Raw genomic sequence first — 17,968 nt, forward strand, 5'->3', positions numbered from 1 at the left:
TTTCCGCCCCGGGGCGCAAGCAAGGGGGCCTGGGCCCCCTTGTGCCGTCACGGTGACGGATCGCCGACAAGCGGCGCGATATTCACGGCCCTGCCGGGCCCGCGATCACTCGGCAGCGGCGGCGTCGTCGCCAGCGCTTTCCTCGGTGACCTCGACGAACTCGTCGGGACGACCTTCCTTCGCACGGGCGCAGGCATCGGCGACGGCCTTGACGTAGATCTGAATGGCGCGGATGGAGTCATCGTTGCCCGGGATCACGTAGTCGACGCCATCCGGATCGGAGTTGGTATCCACCACACCGATGACCGGGATGCCCAGCTTGTTCGCCTCGTTGATGGCGATCCGCTCGTGGTCGACGTCGACCACGAACAGCGCATCGGGCAGGCCACCCATGTTCTTGATACCACCGATGGAGCGCTCGAGCTTGTCCTGCTCGCGAGTCGCCATCAGCACTTCCTTCTTGGTCAGCTTCTCGAAAGTGCCGTCCTCGTGCATGGTCTCGAGTTCGCGCAGGCGCTTGATGGACTGACGAATCGTCTTGAAGTTGGTCAGCATGCCGCCCAGCCAGCGATGATTGACGAACGACTGGCCGACGCGATTGGCTTCTTCCTTGACGATCTTGCTGGCGCTGCGCTTGGTGCCCACGAACAGGATCTTGTTGTTCGCGGCCGCCATTTTCTCGACCACATCAATGGCCTCGTTCAGGGCCGGAAGCGTATGCTCGAGGTTGATGATGTGAATCTTGTTACGTGCGCCGAAGATGTACTTGCCCATCTTCGGGTTCCAGTAACGGGTCTGGTGACCGAAGTGAGCGCCTGCCTTCAGCAGGTCACGCATATTGACGTGTGCCATGGATGACTCCTGGAAAATCGGGTTAGGCCTCCATGCACCCCATGGATCCGACCGCCGGTCGCGCCGACGGCACCCGGGACCATGTGCCGGTGCATGTGTGTTTTCAAGGCGTTGCATTTGTGTTGACGCCCTCCGACCGTATGACCACTCGACACCTTGGGGACGAGCAGGATCGGCGATTGCAGGAAGGCGCGCAGCTTTATACCATGGATTACCTTCGAGATGAAGTCGCCCGACGTTCCTCCACCGTGACCGGCACGTTGCTGGCGGCGACGCCACCCCTGAATCCGAGCTTCCATGAACGTACCCATCAAGACGCCCGACGAAATCGAGAAGATGCGCGAGGCGGGCCGGCAGGCCGCCAGTGTGCTGGAAATGATCACTCCCCACGTGCAGGCCGGCGTCAGCACCGGCGAACTCGACCGGCGCTGCCACGACTATATCGTCGACGAGCTGGGTTCCACCCCCGCCCCGTTGAATTATCACGGCTTCCCCAAGTCGATCTGCACGTCGATCAACCACGTGGTCTGCCACGGCATCCCCGATGACGCCAAGAAGCTGAAGAAAGGCGACATCATGAACATCGACATCACGGTGAAGACCGCCGATGGCTATCACGGCGATTCCAGCATGATGTTCATCGTCGGCGAGACCATCCAGGGCGAGCGCCTGTGCCGTGTCACCCAGGAGTGCCTGTACCAGAGCATCGCCGAGGTCCGGCCAGGGGTCCGGCTCTCCGATCTGGCCCGCGTCATACAGCACCATGCCGAGTCCAGCGGCTACTCGGTGGTACGTGACTTCTGCGGGCACGGCATCGGCGCCGGCTTCCACGAGGACCCCCAGATCCTCCACTATGATGGCTATGCCCCCGAGGCTGACGTCACCCTCGCTGAAGGCATGTGCTTCACCATCGAACCAATGATCAATGTCGGCGACCACCGCACCAAGGTGCTCCGGGATGGCTGGACCGCCGTGACCAAGGACAAGGGGCTGACCGCCCAGTGGGAGCACACCCTGCTGGTCACCGCCAACGGCGTGGAGGTCCTCACCGCGCGTCGCGACGAAGACCTCTCGTTCCTCGACCGCTGAGCCGGCCCACCATGCTGCTCCACCACTACCGCTTCGAGCCCGACGAGACGCTGCTCGACATCGAGAAGTTCCGCACCGAGCTCGGCGGCAGCCGCTCGCCCATCGCGCCCTTCAAGGCTGCACTGGGCGAGCTCCAGGCACGGCTCGACGAGCGCTTCCGCGCCGGTGCCGACATCCGCGACCTGGTGCATGGCCGAGCCCGATGCCTGGACCGCCTGCTGGCGATCGCCTGGGAACAGCATGACTGGCCCGACGACGGCATCGCCCTGCTCGCCGTGGGTGGCTATGGGCGAGGCGAACTGCATCCGCATTCGGACATCGACCTGTTGCTGCTGCTCGAAGAAGACGATGACTCGGCCTACCGGGAACCATTGACGGCCTTTATCACCTTCCTCTGGGACATCGGCCTGGAAATTGGCCACAGCGTGCGCTCGCTTTCGGACTGCTCCCGCGAAGCGGCCGCCGATGTCACGGTGATCACCAACCTGATCGAAACCCGTACACTGGCCGGCCCCGAACGGCTACGCGAGGCCATGCAGCAACGGCTTTCACCGGACCGGCTCTGGCCGGCGGACCACTTCTTCGAGGCCAAGTGGCAGGAACAGATCAGCCGGCACTATCGTTTCAACAACTCCGAGTACCACCTGGAGCCCAATATCAAGAGCTCCCCGGGCGGACTTCGCGATATCCAGATGATCGGCTGGGTGGCCAAGCGACACTTTTCCACCCTGCGCTATGAAGATCTGGTCGCCCATGGCTTCATGAATGACGCCGAACTGCACATTCTCAGCCAGGGCCAAGCCTTTCTCTGGCAGGTTCGCTACGCGCTGCATATGCTCAGTGGACGCGCCGAGGATCGCCTGCTGTTCGATCACCAGCGCACCATCGCCGAACTGTTCGGCTATCACGATACGCCGGAGCGCCTCGCCGTCGAACAGTTCATGAAGCGCTACTATCGACACGTCACCGCGCTCGCCCGGCTCAATGACATGCTGCTGCAGCACTTCGACGAAGCCATTCTGCACGGTGGCGAGTCGTTCGAGACCACTCCCCTCAACGACCGTTTCGAGATCAAGGGAGGCTACATCCAGGCCCGTTACCGGGCGCTGTTTCAGGAGTCTCCCTCGGCGCTTCTGGAACTCTTCCTGCTGATGGCCGAGCATCCCGAGATCGATGGCGTACGCGCCGACACCATCCGCCTGATTCGCGACCACCGCCACCTGATCGACGACCGTTATCGCGCCGACCCCCACCACCAGCGCCTGTTCATGGCGTTGCTGCGCTCCAGCGGCAATGTCGCACGGCAGCTTCGGCGCATGAACCGCTACGGCGTGCTCGGCAAGTACCTGCCGGTCTTCGGTCAGGCGGTAGGCCTGATGCAGCACGACCTTTTCCACATCTACACCGTGGACGCCCATACCCTGCGGCTGCTGAAGTGCATCCACGGCTTCCGCAAGCCCAACGCCCGCGAAAACTTCCCCGTGGCGGCAGAGCTGGTCCAGCAACTGCCCAGGCTGGACCTGCTGTGGATCGCCGGTCTGTTCCATGACATCGGCAAGGGACGCGGCGGCGACCACTCCCTGATCGGTGCCCGGGATGTCGAGGCCTTCGCCCGGGAGCATGGCCTGCCGGAAAACGATACCCGCCTGGTGAGCTGGCTGGTCGAACACCATCTACTGATGTCCATGGTGGCCCAGAAGCGTGACATCACCGACCCCGAGGTGATAAGTGACTTCGCCCGCAGCATCGGCGACGAGACGCGGCTCGACTACCTCTATGTCCTGACGGTGGCCGACATCAACGCCACCAACCCGACACTGTGGAACGGTTGGCGCGCCTCCCTGCTGCGCCAGCTCCACGGCGAGACCAAGCGCGCCCTGCGACGTGGCCTGGAGAACCCCATGGAGCGCGACGACTCGGTTCGCGAAACACGCGACGAGGCGCACTCCCTGCTGAGCACGGTCGGTGCCGACATGGCTCGCGTCGACCGGCTCTGGGCCTCGCTGGGCGAAGATTACTTCCTTCAGTACGCACCCAGCGAAATCGCCTGGCAGACCCAGGGCATCCTCGCCCACGACGGCAGCAACCTGCCGCTGATCCTGCTCAGCGCTCCTACCGCCGACATGGCCGAAGGTGGTACCAAGGTGTTCATCCACACCCGCTCGGTAGACGACCTCTTCGCCGCTACCTCGGCGGCCATGGAGCAACTGGGGCTGTCGATCCACGACGCCCGTATCGCCACCTCGAGCAACGACTGGACCCTCAACACCTTCATCGTCCTCGACGACCATGGTCATGCCATCAGCGACCCCGGTCGACTGGAGGAGATCCGCCGCCACCTGGTCGAAGAGCTCGACGACCCCGATGACTACCCGCAGATCGTCACCCGGCACACGCCGAGACAGCTCAAGCATTTCCGCGTGCCCACCGAGGTCATCATCCGTCAGGACCCGGCCAACGAGCGCACCCTGCTCGAGCTCACCGCACCGGACCGCCCGGGGCTGCTGGCGCGCGTCGGCCGAATTTTCATGGAGCAGGACATCGCGCTCTCGGCGGCCAAGATCGCCACCCTGGGCGAACGGGTCGAGGATGTCTTCTTCATCACCGACAAGGCCGGCCGCCCCCTCACCGACGCCGAACGCCAGCGCCGCCTGCGCGAACGACTGATCGAGGTCCTCGATGTGAGTGGCTGAGAACGCGGCTTCCCGACCGGCGCGTTTGAGGCCCACTCAGGGCTTCCCTATAATCGACGTCTTGCCCGCGCGACGCGACACGACACAACGACGCCGATCACGGCCCTGACTGGACACCCATGAATCCCGACCTCGACGCGCTCCAGCCCTATCCGTTCGAGCGACTCGCCGCCCTCAAGGCAGGCATTGCACCGCCCGAGTCACTGGCCCATATTCCGCTGACCATCGGTGAGCCTCGTCATGCGCCCTTCGATGGCGCGCTGCAGGCCCTGACCGATCAGCGTCATGAGATGGCCCACTACCCGGCTACCGGCGGGCTTACCGAGCTGCGTGCCGCCATCGCCGACTGGACGGCCCGGCGCTTCGGTCTCGACGATCTCGACGTCGACCACCAGGTCTTGCCGGTCAATGGAACGCGGGAGGCGATATTCGCCTTCGTCCAGGCGGCCCTGGATCGGACACGTCCCGCTCGGGTGGCCGTACCCAACCCCTTCTACCAGATCTACGAAGGCGCCACTCTGCTGGCGGGCGGCACGACGCTCACCCTGGACTGTCGCGCCGAACACGACTTCCGGCCCGACCTGGACGCCATATCGGCCGAGACCTGGCGAGACGTGCAGATCGTCTTCGTCTGCTCACCGGGCAACCCCACCGGCGCAGTGACCCCGCTCGAGGAGCTCGAGCGGCTGATCCGGCTGGCAGACGAGCATGATTTCATCGTTGCCGCCGACGAGTGCTACTCGGAGCTCTACCTGGACGAATCCGCCCCGCCGCCCGGGTTGCTGCAAGCCTGTGCTCGACTGGGCCGCCATGACTACCGACGCTGCCTGGTCTTCCATTCGCTGTCCAAGCGCTCCAACCTGCCGGGACTGCGCTCGGGGTTCGTGGCCGGTGACAGCGATCTGATCTCGGCCTTCCGCCGCTATCGCACCTATCACGGCTGTGCCATGTCACTGCCCTTGCAACGCGCCTCCATCGCCGCCTGGCGCGACGAGACGCACGTTCGCGCCAACCGTGACGCCTACCGGGAGAAATTCGCGGCGGTGACCGACATCCTCGCCCCGGTGATGGACTTCCCCGCCCCCGAGGCCAGCTTCTATCTCTGGCCCGCAGTGCCGGGCGGCGATGACGAAGCCTTCGCCCGAGCGCTGTACGCCGAGCAGCATGTCAGCGTACTGCCGGGCAGCTACATGGGTCGGCCCGGCCTCGGCGGCGACAATCCCGGCGCCGGCCGGGTGCGCCTGGCCCTGGTCGATGACCTGGACGCCACCGTTCAAGCGGCGACGCGTATGCGCCAGCTGATCGAACAAACCGTCAGATGGGAGACGACACCATGATGACGCTGATGATGATCAAGAACTGCGACACTTGCCGTCGCGCCCGCAAGGCCCTGGAAAGCAAGGGTATTCCTTTCCAGACGCACGATCTACGCGAGGACGGCCTGTCCGCGGCGTTGCTCGAACACATTCTCGAGCACGTCCCGGTCCTGACCCTGCTCAACAAGCGCAGCACCACCTGGCGACAGCTCGATGACGCCGACAAGGCCGATATCGATGCCAACAAGGCACGCGAGCTGATGCTGGCCAACCCCACTCTGCTCAAGCGACCACTGCTGGATACCGGCGACGACATCCTCGTCGGCTTCCGTGATGGCGACTACGACAATCTTTAAGGCGCACCGACGCCTGTTCATGCGAGAGGATCCCACACATGCTCAGCTTTGCACTCGGAATCGGCACCCAGAATACTCAGGGCGACTGGCTGGAGATCTACTATCCGGCGCCCCTGCTGAACCCCGATGCCAGCTTGGTCGAGGCCGCCGCCAAGGTACTGGATGCTCCCGCCGGCAACGCCGCGGTCAGTTTCCTGCCGGAGCACTGCACCGAGCTCGCCGAAGCGCTCAAGGCCGCCGGCCATGGCGCCCAGGCCGAGCTGGCCGAATCCCTGGCCGCGAGCCAGCGGCCGCTGGTCGCCACCTTCATCGCCGAGGACGACGCCCCCCAGAGCGCGCCCGAGGTCTACCTCAAGCTGCACCTGCTCTCCCATCGCCTGGTCAAACCCCACGGCACGGACCTGACCGGCATGTTCGGGCTGCTGCGCAATATCGCCTGGACCAACGAGGGCGCCATTGACATCGAAGAGCTGCCGGCACGGCGACTCAAGGCCCGCCTGGAAGGCCGCACCCTCTCGGTGGACTGCGTCGACAAGTTCCCCAAGATGACCGACTACGTGGTCCCCGCCGGCGTGCGCATCGGTGATACCGCCCGGGTACGCCTCGGCGCCTACCTCGGCGAGGGCACCACAGTGATGCACGAGGGCTTCGTCAACTTCAATGCCGGCGCCGAAGGCCCCGGCATGATCGAAGGCCGGATCTCCGCCGGTGTGGTGGTCGGCAAGGGCTCCGACCTCGGTGGCGGCTGCTCCACCATGGGAACCCTTTCCGGCGGCGGCAACATCGTCATCAAGGTCGGCGAAGGCTGCCTGATCGGTGCCAATGCCGGCATCGGCATTCCGCTGGGGGACCGTTGCACCGTCGAGGCCGGCCTCTATATCACCGCTGGCGCCAAGGTCACTCTGCTCGACGATCAAGGCAAGGAAGTCCGCTCCGTGGCGGCACGTGAGCTGGCTGGCCAGGACGACCTGCTGCTGCGTCGCAACTCCCAGAACGGGCGCATCGAATGCCTGACCAACAAGAGCGCCATCGCCCTGAACGAAGCGCTGCACGCCCACAACTGAGTCGTCCCCGGGCGCTGCGGCGCCCGGGGCCGGCCCGCCGGAATCCCGCATGACCTCACCCGAGACCGCGAAGACCCTGTCCCCCACGCTAGAGCTCGCCATGGAGCTCATGCGACGTCCCTCCGTCACCCCTGACGACCAGGGCTGCCAGGAGCTGATGATCGAACGCCTCGCCCGCCTCGGTTTCCAGATCGAGCGCTTGCCGTTCGGTGACGTCGAGAACTTCTGGGCCGTACATGGCCATCACGGCCCGGTCCTGGCATTCGCCGGCCACACCGACGTAGTCCCCAGCGGCCCCGAGGTACACTGGCAATATCCGCCCTTCGAACCTCGCATCGACGACGACGGCATGCTGTGCGGACGTGGCGCGGCAGACATGAAGGGCAGCCTGGCCGCCATGCTCACCGCCGTGGAACGCTTCGTCACCGAACACCCGGACCATCCCGGCCGCATTGCCTTCTTGATCACCTCCGATGAAGAAGGGCCGGCAGTAGATGGCACCCGTGCGGTGGTCGAGCATCTGCGCGAGTCGCACGACCGCCTGGATTACTGCATCGTCGGCGAGCCCTCCTCCACCGACCGACTCGGCGATGTCATCAAGAACGGCCGCCGTGGCTCGCTGGGCGGCGTTCTGCATGTCCGCGGCATCCAGGGCCATGTGGCCTATCCCCACCTGGCACGCAACCCCATCCACCAGGCGGCACCGGCGCTGGACGCCCTTGTGCGTGAGCACTGGGACGGCGGCAACGCTTTCTTCCCGGCCACCAGCTTCCAGATCTCCAACCTGCGAGCCGGCACCGGGGCCACCAACGTGATTCCCGGCGACGTGGAGGCGACCTTCAACTTCCGTTATTCCACCGAAGTCACCCACCAGGCGCTTCGCCAACGGACCGAAGCCATCCTCGAGGCACACGATCTGGACTTCCACATCGACTGGACCCTCAACGGCGAGCCCTTCCTGACCGCCGAGGGCGAGCTGGTCGACGCCGCCCTGGCCAGCGTCGAAGACGTGCTGGCAAGACGCCCCGAGCTTTCCACTTCAGGGGGAACGTCAGATGGCCGCTTCATCGCCAGCCTGGGTAGCCAGGTGGTCGAACTGGGCCCCCTGAACGCCACCATCCACAAGGTCGACGAGCGCGTCCTGGCCTCTGACCTCGATGATCTGAGCCAGATCTACGAGGCCGTTCTCGCCCGCCTGTTCGTCAACGGCGCATCACGGCCCTGACCCCAGAAAGAGCCGGAGAGAGTCATGGAAGCGTACCCCGATATCGAGATCTACCTGGCCACTGCCAGGCTCGAGGCACTGAACGCCTGGCTGGGCGACACCCTCGACACCCCGCCACTGGCCTCGGCTGGCAAGAATCGTTGGCGCACCCAGGGCCAGCGCGACGGCCACGCCATCACCATCCTGCTGGTGGCCAAGGCCGCCGACGGCTTCGCCAGCCTGTGGTTCGACAGCCCCGCCACCCCCTGGACGACGGATGCCGACTGCGCTCGTGACGCCGCTGCCCGGCTCGGCTGTGAAGTCCGCTGCTCCCTGGGAGGCTGGCAACCCGGCGATGATCCGGACACCTTCCTGCAGGTCCTCCCGGACGGCCAGGAAACGACCATCGAATGGCCGGATTCAGGGCAGTAAGAGAGAAGGGAGAAGGGAGAAGGGAGAAGGGAGAAGAGAGAAGAGAGAAGAGAGAAGAGAGAAGAGAGAAGAGAGAAGAGAGAAGAGAGAAGAGCAGGCTAGCGCCAGGGGTTGGAACGTCAAGGGTTTTCTCCCCTCTTAAAGGCGCGAAGCGCCGTTCTTCCCTCCTCCAGCCCGGACGAAGTCCGGGCGCTCTTTATCGCTAGGTAATCACGGTGACATCGTCGGCCTGCAACCCCCGCTCATTGCGCGACACCTGGTACTTCACCTTCTGGCCCTCGGCCAGGGTGCGATGTCCTCGGCCACGAATGGCCCGGAAATGCACGAACACATCCTCGCCACTGTCACGAGTGATGAAACCGTAGCCCTTGTTGACATTGAACCACTTGACCTCGCCGATCTCGCGGTCATCATCCTCGACCTCGGCCAGATTGACCAGTTGGGGGGTCAAGGCGTTGACTGCCAGGGTGGCGATCAGCAACAGGACCAGTACTGCCAGGGCCACGGCCAGATAGACGATACCCACGCCTCCTATCTCGAGGCTGGCAAAAATCTCTCTGGACATGGCGCCACCGGCCAGATGCACGAACAGGGCCACCAGAAGCGGCGACGGTGCGGCCAGCAACAGGCTGATGAGACTGCAACGTAACACGACCTTTCGATTCATAAACGTCGGATGCTCTCTTTGTCGTAATAGAAAGGAAGGAATAACGCGGTAACGAGGCACTTTAACGGCGCAACACGCCGCCCCCCGAACCGAGGCCGATGCCACGATGAACGGTGGCATGCAGCACAAGGATTCTATCATGAACCAAGATGACACGCTTTCCGATCTCCAGGCACGGCTGACCGCCCTGGAAAGCCGCTATGCCTATCAGGAGGATTGGCTGGACACCCTGGACCGCGCCGTGGCGCAGCAGGAGCAACGTCTCGCGCAGCTCGAGAGACTCAACGAGTTGATGCAGCGCAAGATACGCGATCAGCAACACGCCCTGCAGGAGAGCGACGCGGCGACACCCCGCCCAGAAGACGAAATGCCGCCGCATTACTAAAGCCGTAAGCCGTAAGCCGTAAGCCGTAAGCCGTAAGCCGTAAGCCGTAAGCCGTAAGCCGTAAGCCGTAAGCCAGCGGACTTCTCTCCAAGTCCGGGGCCAAGATTTTTCTTACAGCCTAACGCTTACAGCTCCCGGCGAAGCCGGGCCGGGCGCAGCCCGGCTGGTTTCCTTATAGCTTACAGCTTAAAGCTCCCGGCAAAGCCGGGCCGGGCGAAGCCCGGTTACAGCTCGTCTAGATACCGTTCGGCGTCCAGGGCCGCCATGCAGCCGCTGCCGGCGGAGGTCACGGCCTGCCGGTAGACATGGTCCATGACGTCACCGGCGGCAAAGACGCCGGGTACGCTGGTGGCGGTGGCGTTGCCCTCGAGCCCCGACTGGACCTTGATATAGCCACCGGCCATGTCCAGTTGGCCCTCGAAGATACCGGTGTTGGGGCTGTGGCCGATGGCGATGAAGACGCCCGGCGCATCGAGCTCGCGATGGCTGCCGTCCTCGGTGGACGTCAGCCGCGCTCCGGTAACGCCGGTGTTGTCGCCGAGCACCTCATCGAGAGTATGATTCCAGATTACCTCGATATTGCCGTTCTCGACCTTGTCGAACAGCTTGTCCTGGAGAATCTTTTCGGCGCGCAGGCTGTCACGACGGTGCACCAGGGTCACCCTGGAGGCGATGTTGGAAAGATACAGCGCCTCCTCGACAGCGGTGTTGCCGCCACCGACCACCACGACATCCTGCTTGCGATAGAAGAAACCGTCACAGGTGGCGCAGGCCGATACGCCCTGCCCCATGAAGCGGCTCTCGGACTCCAGGCCCAGATAGCGAGCACTGGCCCCCGTGGCGATGATCAGGGCGTCGCAGGTATAGGTCCCATTGTCACCCTTGAGCGTAAAGGGACGCTCGCGCAGTTCGACTTCATGCACATGATCGAACAGCACTTCGGTCTCGAAGCGCTCGGCATGACGCTTCATTCGCTCCATCAGTTCTGGACCCTGAACCCCGACATCATCGCCGGGCCAGTTGTCCACATCAGTGGTGGTGGTCAACTGACCGCCGGCCTGTACGCCAGTGATCAACAGTGGCTTGAGATTGGCCCGGGCCGCATAGACGGCGGCCGTGTAGCCGGCAGGGCCGGATCCGAGAATGATCAAGCGTTCGTGGCGCGCTTCGCTCATGGGTACCTCACAACGATGGCAATGGATGACGCAACGGACTGGGCAATGCCGACGCACCATCGGCATGACGCAGGCCTCTGCGGGCGATTGTGCCCTGCACAACAACGTTTCACCAGATCGGCCGCCTCACAGCACGTCGTCGTCCCGTCCCAGGGTCACCGACTCGAGCTCGCCACTGATCGACGACACTTCGATGCGCACCTGGATCGGCGCACAACAGCGTGGGCAATCCTCCCAGGTCGCCTGACTGCCCTGGGAGACATCGACCTGCAGCGCAAAAGGGGTGTCACAATAGGGGCAATTGACCGACCGGCTCTCCAGTGCGTCTTCGTGCACATCTCCTCCAGGCAGCATTCACTCCGTCGGAGATGGGGATGACAGGCCCCATTTCAAGGCCGCCAAGCGGGAGCAGTGGTTGAAAACGCCTTCTATCATGACCATGTAAGAACGAGAGCCCAGGATGGCTCGACACTCCCCGTGACAGGAGGACAGCAATGAGCACCGAGTCAACACCGGATACCTTGCAGACCTTCGAGGCCGCCGGCACTACCTACCATTACTACAGCCTGCCGAAAGCCGCCGAAGCCCTTGGCGACATCGATCGACTACCGATGACGCTCAAGATCCTGCTGGAAAACCAGTTGCGCTTCGCCACCGACCCCAGCGTCGCGCGCGACGACATGCAGGCGCTGGTCGACTGGCAGAAAAACGCCTCGTCCGACCGCGAAATCGGCTACCGGCCGGCCCGGGTCCTGATGCAGGACTTTACCGGCGTGCCCGGCGTGGTCGACCTCGCTTCCATGCGCGACGCGGTCGAGCGCCTCGGCGAGGACCCCTCGCGCATCAACCCATTGTCGCCCGTCGACCTGGTCATCGACCATTCGGTGATGGTCGACAAGTTCGGCAATCCCACGGCGTTCCGCGACAACGTGGCCATCGAGATGGAACGCAATCGCGAACGCTATGAATTCCTGCGCTGGGGCCAGCAGGCCTTCGACAACTTCCGCGTGGTGCCGCCGGGCACCGGCATCTGCCACCAGGTCAACCTCGAGTACCTGGGCAAGACGGTGTGGACCAAGGAAGAGGACGGCAAGACCTTCGCTTATCCCGACACCCTGGTAGGCACCGACTCCCACACCACCATGATCAATGGCCTGGGCGTGCTCGGCTGGGGCGTAGGCGGCATCGAAGCCGAAGCCGCGATGCTCGGGCAGCCGGTATCGATGCTGATTCCGGAGGTCGTGGGCTTCAAGCTGACCGGCAAGCTCCGCGAGGGCATCACCGCCACCGACCTGGTGTTGACAGTCACCCAGATGCTTCGTGAGCGCGGTGTGGTGGGCAAGTTCGTCGAGTTCTACGGCGACGGCCTCGCCGACCTGCCCCTGGCCGACCGCGCCACCATCGCCAACATGGCTCCCGAGTACGGTGCCACCTGCGGCTTCTTCCCGGTCGATGACGAAACGCTCAACTACCTCCGCCTGACGGGTCGCGACGACGAACAGGTCGAGCTGGTCGAGGCTTACAGCAAGGCACAGGGGCTATGGCGCGAACCCGGCCAGGAGCCGATCTTCAGTGACGTTCTGCATCTCGACATGGACGAGGTGGAGTCCAGCCTGGCCGGCCCCAAGCGCCCCCAGGACCGCGTCGCCTTGAAGGACATGCCGTCGGCCTTCGCCAAGGTGATGGAAGATGACGGCAAGTCGTTGCCGAACACCGAGAAGGGACGCCTGTTCTCCGAAGGCGGCCAGACCGCCGTAGGCGTCGAGGAGAGCTACGAACATCACGACAGCCAGCACGTCGACATGGAAGGCGAAGCCTTCCGGCTCGATCCCGGTGCCGTAGTGATCGCCGCCATCACCTCCTGTACCAACACCTCCAACCCCAGCGTGATGATGGCCGCCGGCCTGCTGGCGCGCAACGCCCTGGCCCGAGGCCTCGCGACCAAGCCCTGGGTCAAGACCTCGCTGGCCCCCGGCTCCAAGGTGGTGACTGACTACCTCGCCGCCGGCGGTGTCCAGGACGACCTGAACGAACTGGGCTTCAACCTGGTGGGCTACGGCTGCACCACCTGTATCGGCAACTCCGGGCCGCTACCGGAGGCCATCGAGAAGGCCGTCGAGGCCGGTGACCTGACCGTGGCCTCGGTCCTGTCGGGCAACCGCAACTTCGAAGGCCGGGTGCACCCGCTGGTCAAGACCAACTGGCTGGCCTCGCCGCCCCTGGTGGTGGCCTATGCCCTGGCCGGCAACGTGCGCAAGGATCTTGCCAGCGAGCCTCTCGGCACCGGCGACGACGGCCAGCCGGTGTATCTCAAGGACATCTGGCCCAGCCAGGCCGAGATCGCCGAGGCAGTGGAAAAGGTCAAGACCGAGATGTTCCGCAAGGAATACGCCGAGGTCTTCGACGGCGACGATGTCTGGAAGGCCATCGACGTGCCCGAGAGCCAGGTGTACCAGTGGTCCGATGACTCGACCTACATCCAGCATCCTCCCTTCTTCGAGGGCATGGGACGCGAGCCCGCCGCCACCGAAGATGTCGAGGGCGCCAACATCCTGGCCCTGCTCGGCGACTCGGTGACCACCGACCACATCTCGCCGGCCGGTGCCATCAAGCCTGACAGCCCCGCCGGTCGCTATCTCCAGGAGCGCGGCGTCAAGCCGGTGGACTTCAACTCCTACGGCTCCCGTCGCGGCAACCACGAGATCATGATGCGCGGCACCTTCGCCAATGTGCGCATCAAGAACGAGATGCTCGACGGCGTGGTCGGGGGGGAAACACGGCATGTGCCGTCCGGCGAGCAGATGGCCATCTACGACGCGGCCATGAAATACCAGCAGGAAGGTACACCACTGGTGGTGATCGCCGGCAAGGAATACGGCACCGGCTCGTCGCGCGACTGGGCCGCCAAGGGCACTCGGCTGCTCGGTGTGCGCGCCGTGCTGGCTGAATCCTTCGAGCGCATTCACCGCTCCAACCTGATCGGCATGGGCGTGGTACCGCTGCAGTTCACCGAAGGCGACACACGCGAGACCCTGGGCCTGACCGGCGACGAGCGTGTTTCCATCTCCGGGCTATCGGACCTGACGCCGGGCGGCAAGGTCGAGGTGGCCATCGCCAGCCCCAAGGGCGAGAAACGCATCGAAGCGCTGTGCCGCATCGACACCGCCAACGAGCTGGAGTACTACCTCCACGGCGGCATCCTGCACTACGTGCTGCGCAAGATGATCGGCGCGGCCTGATCGCCGTCATCCTGCCCGCATGACGCAGATGCCCCCGTCGGTTCATCACCGGCGGGGGCATTTTGTCGATACGAGTTACGAGTTACGAGCTACGAGATACGAGCTACGAGCTACGAGATACGAGATACGAGATACGAGATACGAGATACGAGCAAAAGCCTATTCCCGGCCCTGGCACTTTCAAGCTCGCCGCTCGCATCTCGACACTCGACCCCCGTGGCTCGTCAGAATGACCGACGTCGATACGCCCGATACTCGGGGTACCAGAAGTGACGCTCGATGGCGGCACGGATCGCCTGGTCGTCACTCTTCAGGGCGACTTCCTCTTTCTGCGCCTGGGCCGCCACCTCGAAGGCAATCGCCTTGGACAGTTCCCGAATCTTCGACAGGGCCGGCAACACCGCCCCTTCACCGGTCTTGGCCACCGGCGCCTCGTCTGCCAGGGCCCGGGAAGCCGCCATCAGCATGCCATCGGTGACACGGCGCGCGCCCGCCGCCACCACCCCGAGGCCGATGCCCGGGAAGATGTAGGCGTTGTTGCACTGGGCGATGGGGTACTGTCGCCCTTGATATTCCACGGGTGCGAAGGGGCTTCCGGTCGCCACCATGGCATGACCGTCGGTCCAGCGGATCACGTCTTCAGGAAGTGCTTCGGCACGGGACGTCGGATTGGAGAGCGGCATCACCAGCGGCGATGCGCAGCCCGCATGCATGGCACGGATCACCTCTTCGGTGAACAGACCCTGCTGGCCGCACACGCCGAGCAAAACGGTCGGGCGTACCTGCTTGACCACCTCGAGCAGCGACTGCCCGTCCCAGCCATCGATCAGCGACGGTTCCTGGGCCAATCGGCGCTGGAAGTCTCGCAGCCATTCCTGATCCGTCGTGACGAGCCCATCTCGATCGACCATGAAGACTCGCGCCCGGGCCTCCTCTTCGGAGAGACCTTCGGCCTGCATGGCCACCACCACCTGCTCGGCGATGCCGCAACCGGCGGAGCCCGCCCCGACGAATACCACGCGTTGATCGGCGACACCCTCGCCGCGCGCCTTGCATGCCGCCATCAAAGTGCCCACACAGACCGAGGCGGTCCCCTGGATATCGTCGTTGAAGCAGCAAAGCTCATCGCGATAACGCTCGAGCAGTGGCATGGCGTTGGCCTGGGCGAAATCCTCGAACTGCAGCAGCACCTGGGGCCAGCGGCGCTTCACTGCGGCGATGAAGTCCGCCATGAAGGCATCATATTCCTCCTGGGAGACACGCGGATGTCGCCAGCCCATGTACATCGGGTCATCGAGCAGGGCCTGGTTATTGGTCCCCACATCGAGGGTGATCGGCAGCGTGTGGGCCGGACTGATACCGCCACAGGCGGTGTACAGGGACAGCTTGCCGATGGGGATCCCCATGCCACCGATACCCTGGTCGCCGAGTCCCAGGATGCGCTCGCCGTCGGTGACCACGATCACCTTGACCTTGTCCTTGGTGGCACTGCGCAGGATGTCGTCCATTCGGTCCCGGTCGGGATAGGAAATGAACAGGCCACGGTGGTTGCGATAGATATTGGAGAACTCTTCGCAGGCCTGCCCCACCGTGGGGGTATAGATGATCGGCAGCATCTCCTCGAGGTGCTCGGAGACCAGGCGAAAGTAGAGCGTCTCGTTGTCATCCTGAATGGCACGCAGATAGATGTGCCGGTCCAGATCGTTCTGACACTGGCGATACTGACGATAGGCCCGCTCCACCTGTTCTTCGATGGTCTCGACGTTCTGCGGCAACAGGCCGATCAGGTTGAACTCGAGGCGTTCCTCGCGAGTGAAGGCACTCCCCTTGTTGAGCAGCGGCATCTCGAGCAAGGGGGGCCCGGCGTAGGGGATATAGAGGGGGCGCTTGGCTTCTCTGGTCATCGGTTCGTCTCTGCTGTCTCTGGAATCCGGGCCGTGACGCTCTATGGCGACTTGGGCGCTACTCTACCACGTCGACGCGACGACCATGGAGCCCGAAGCGTCGTGCGCAGGGCTATCGCAGTGAAGCGTTGTCGCTCGGGCTGATCCGTCGACAGGCCTGCGAGGGGGCGCTGTGAATCCTTCCCTGGAGGCTACCGATGCCATCCATGGCATCGGACCCCCTCTTCGGCCTGCCCCCGGCGCCCCTCGCCAGATCCAACCACGATAGCCCTGGCGTCGCACGGCACTCGCCCATGGCAAGTCAGATAAAACGTCCCAGCCCCGCCGCCTGGCGCAGCTGATCCATGAAAGGAGCAGCCTCGGCACGCGCACGGTCGGCCCCTTGGCGCAGCACCTGCTCGATGTGCGCGGGGTCCTCCAGCAGTGCTTGGTAGCGCTCTCTCGGCTCGCGCAGCTGCGCATTGAGATACTCGAAGACCCGGTTCTTGGCGTCGCCCCAGCCGATGCCGTTCTCGTACTCGGTGCGCATCTCGGCCGCTTCTTCCTGACTGGCGAAGGCCGAGTAGATCTGGAACAACGTGCAGCTGTCCGGATCCTTGGGTTCACCGGGCTCCAGCGAATTGGTCTTGATCTTGCGCACCAGCTTGAGCAGTTTCTTCTCGGAGACGAACAACGGAATCGTGTTGTCGTAGCTCTTGGACATCTTGCGCCCATCGAGCCCGCCCAGGACCTCGACCCGCTCGTCGACTACCGCATCGGGCAAGGTGAAGTACTGGCCCTTGAAGAGATGGTTGAAACGGCCGGCCATGTCACGCGCCATCTCGATGTGCTGGATCTGGTCGCGCCCCACCGGCACGCGCTGGGCATTGAACATCAGGATGTCGGCGGCCATCAGCACCGGATAGCCGAACAAGCCCATGGTCACGCCCCTGTCCGGGTCCGGGTGGCCGGCCTCCTCATTGTCGGCTACCGCCGCCTTGTAGGCATGGGCGCGATTCATCAGGCCCTTGGCGCAGACACAGGAGAGCATCCAGGTCAGCTCGGGAATCTCCGGAATGTCCGACTGCCGATAGAAGATGGCGTTGTCGGTATCCAGCCCCAGAGCCAGCCAGGTGGCAGCGATCTCCAGGCGCGACTGCTGGACACGCTTGGGGTCCTGGCTCTTGATCAGGGCATGCAGATCGGCGAGGAAATAGTAGGACTGGACGTTCGGATCCTGGCTCGCCGCGATGGCGGGCTTGATGGCGCCGACATAGTTGCCCAGGTGGGGAGTACCGGTGGTGGTGATGCCCGTGAGCACACGGGTCTTGTCGGATGCTGCAGTCATGAAAGCGGGACTCTGCTGACTCTGGAATGCCCGCCATGGTAACGCGAGGCCCCGATCAAGGCGACCTGCCGGGAACAAGTCGCAGGGCTAGTACAGAGAGTAGTACCTGCCCGGGGCTGATCCGTCGACAAGCCTGCGAGGAGGCGCTGTGAATACCTCCCTGTACGCTACCGACGCCTTCCCTGGCGTCGGACCTCCTCTTCGGCTTGTCCCCGGCGCCCCTCGTCAGGATCACCCTGGCGAGGCATCGCAGTCGTCGCCAGGG

At 64.1% G+C, this 17,968-nt stretch carries 15 protein-coding genes; 9 read left to right on the forward strand and 6 right to left on the reverse strand.

The genetic code is table 11. From position 1 onward, the window contains the following. Positions 1-105 precede the first annotated feature (105 nt). On the reverse strand, positions 106-852 hold the full coding sequence (rpsB, locus tag RSO41_RS10395) for a 30S ribosomal protein S2 (RefSeq protein WP_315619023.1): 747 nt from the start codon (positions 850-852) through the stop codon (positions 106-108). A gap of 297 nt (positions 853-1,149) precedes the next feature. On the opposite strand from rpsB, the gene map reads away from it, so the two are divergent. The 7 genes from map to RSO41_RS10430 all read left to right on the forward strand — a co-directional run bounded on the left by map (position 1,150) and on the right by RSO41_RS10430 (position 9,006). Continuing rightward, positions 1,150-1,941 carry a type I methionyl aminopeptidase gene (map, locus tag RSO41_RS10400; protein ID WP_315619024.1) on the forward strand — a complete coding sequence of 264 codons (792 nt, stop codon included), beginning with the start codon at positions 1,150-1,152 and terminating at the stop codon, positions 1,939-1,941. An 11-nt stretch (positions 1,942-1,952) separates the two neighbouring features. After that, a complete protein-coding gene (locus RSO41_RS10405; protein ID WP_315619026.1) occupies positions 1,953-4,634 on the forward strand; it encodes a [protein-PII] uridylyltransferase in 2,682 nt (893 codons plus the stop codon). A gap of 119 nt (positions 4,635-4,753) precedes the next feature. Then, positions 4,754-5,971, forward strand: coding sequence for a succinyldiaminopimelate transaminase (dapC, locus tag RSO41_RS10410; protein ID WP_315619027.1), 1,218 nt, complete (start codon positions 4,754-4,756; stop codon positions 5,969-5,971). Continuing rightward, positions 5,968-6,306: a Spx/MgsR family RNA polymerase-binding regulatory protein gene (locus RSO41_RS10415; protein ID WP_315619028.1), complete on the forward strand. Its 339-nt coding sequence runs from the start codon at positions 5,968-5,970 to the stop codon at positions 6,304-6,306. The genes dapC and RSO41_RS10415 overlap by 4 nt, the downstream gene beginning before the upstream one ends. Positions 6,307-6,344: 38 nt before the next feature. Continuing rightward, positions 6,345-7,370 (forward strand): 2,3,4,5-tetrahydropyridine-2,6-dicarboxylate N-succinyltransferase, encoded by a 1,026-nt coding sequence (dapD, locus tag RSO41_RS10420; protein WP_315619029.1) that lies wholly within the window; start codon positions 6,345-6,347, stop codon positions 7,368-7,370. 49 nt (positions 7,371-7,419) lie between these two features. Then, positions 7,420-8,595 (forward strand): succinyl-diaminopimelate desuccinylase, encoded by a 1,176-nt coding sequence (gene dapE, locus RSO41_RS10425; protein WP_315619030.1) that lies wholly within the window; start codon positions 7,420-7,422, stop codon positions 8,593-8,595. A 24-nt stretch (positions 8,596-8,619) separates the two neighbouring features. Next, the gene (locus RSO41_RS10430; protein WP_315619031.1) at positions 8,620-9,006 is read left to right on the forward strand and encodes a hypothetical protein; all 387 of its coding nucleotides are present in this window, start codon (positions 8,620-8,622) and stop codon (positions 9,004-9,006) included. Between the two features lie 202 nt (positions 9,007-9,208). On the opposite strand, the gene RSO41_RS10435 is transcribed toward RSO41_RS10430, so the two are convergent. Further along, positions 9,209-9,673: a cold-shock protein gene (locus tag RSO41_RS10435; protein WP_315619032.1), complete on the reverse strand. Its 465-nt coding sequence runs from the start codon at positions 9,671-9,673 to the stop codon at positions 9,209-9,211. Positions 9,674-9,812: 139 nt separating this feature from the next. Between RSO41_RS10435 and RSO41_RS10440 the strand changes: the two genes are divergently transcribed. Next, positions 9,813-10,058: a SlyX family protein gene (locus RSO41_RS10440; protein WP_315619033.1), complete on the forward strand. Its 246-nt coding sequence runs from the start codon at positions 9,813-9,815 to the stop codon at positions 10,056-10,058. A 224-nt stretch (positions 10,059-10,282) separates the two neighbouring features. On the opposite strand, the gene trxB is transcribed toward RSO41_RS10440, so the two are convergent. Together trxB and RSO41_RS10450 are read right to left on the reverse strand one after the other, a co-directional pair. Beyond that, positions 10,283-11,233: a thioredoxin-disulfide reductase gene (trxB, locus tag RSO41_RS10445; RefSeq protein ID WP_315619034.1), complete on the reverse strand. Its 951-nt coding sequence runs from the start codon at positions 11,231-11,233 to the stop codon at positions 10,283-10,285. A gap of 126 nt (positions 11,234-11,359) precedes the next feature. Continuing rightward, positions 11,360-11,569 (reverse strand): CPXCG motif-containing cysteine-rich protein, encoded by a 210-nt coding sequence (locus RSO41_RS10450; protein WP_315619035.1) that lies wholly within the window; start codon positions 11,567-11,569, stop codon positions 11,360-11,362. Between the two features lie 158 nt (positions 11,570-11,727). Between RSO41_RS10450 and acnA the strand changes: the two genes are divergently transcribed. Further along, positions 11,728-14,472: an aconitate hydratase AcnA gene (gene acnA / locus RSO41_RS10455; protein ID WP_315619036.1), complete on the forward strand. Its 2,745-nt coding sequence runs from the start codon at positions 11,728-11,730 to the stop codon at positions 14,470-14,472. A gap of 224 nt (positions 14,473-14,696) precedes the next feature. On the opposite strand, the gene RSO41_RS10460 is transcribed toward acnA, so the two are convergent. Together RSO41_RS10460 and RSO41_RS10465 are read right to left on the reverse strand one after the other, a co-directional pair. Next, a complete protein-coding gene (locus RSO41_RS10460) occupies positions 14,697-16,376 on the reverse strand; it encodes an NAD-dependent malic enzyme (RefSeq protein ID WP_315619037.1) in 1,680 nt (559 codons plus the stop codon). Positions 16,377-16,677: 301 nt separating this feature from the next. Continuing rightward, complete coding sequence (locus RSO41_RS10465) at positions 16,678-17,703, reverse strand: tryptophan--tRNA ligase (protein WP_315619038.1); 1,026 nt, start codon at positions 17,701-17,703, stop codon at positions 16,678-16,680. Positions 17,704-17,968: the final 265 nt, after the last annotated feature.

It is taken from the genome of Halomonas sp. I1 (genome assembly GCF_032334135.1).
Taxonomy (GTDB): domain Bacteria; phylum Pseudomonadota; class Gammaproteobacteria; order Pseudomonadales; family Halomonadaceae; genus Halomonas.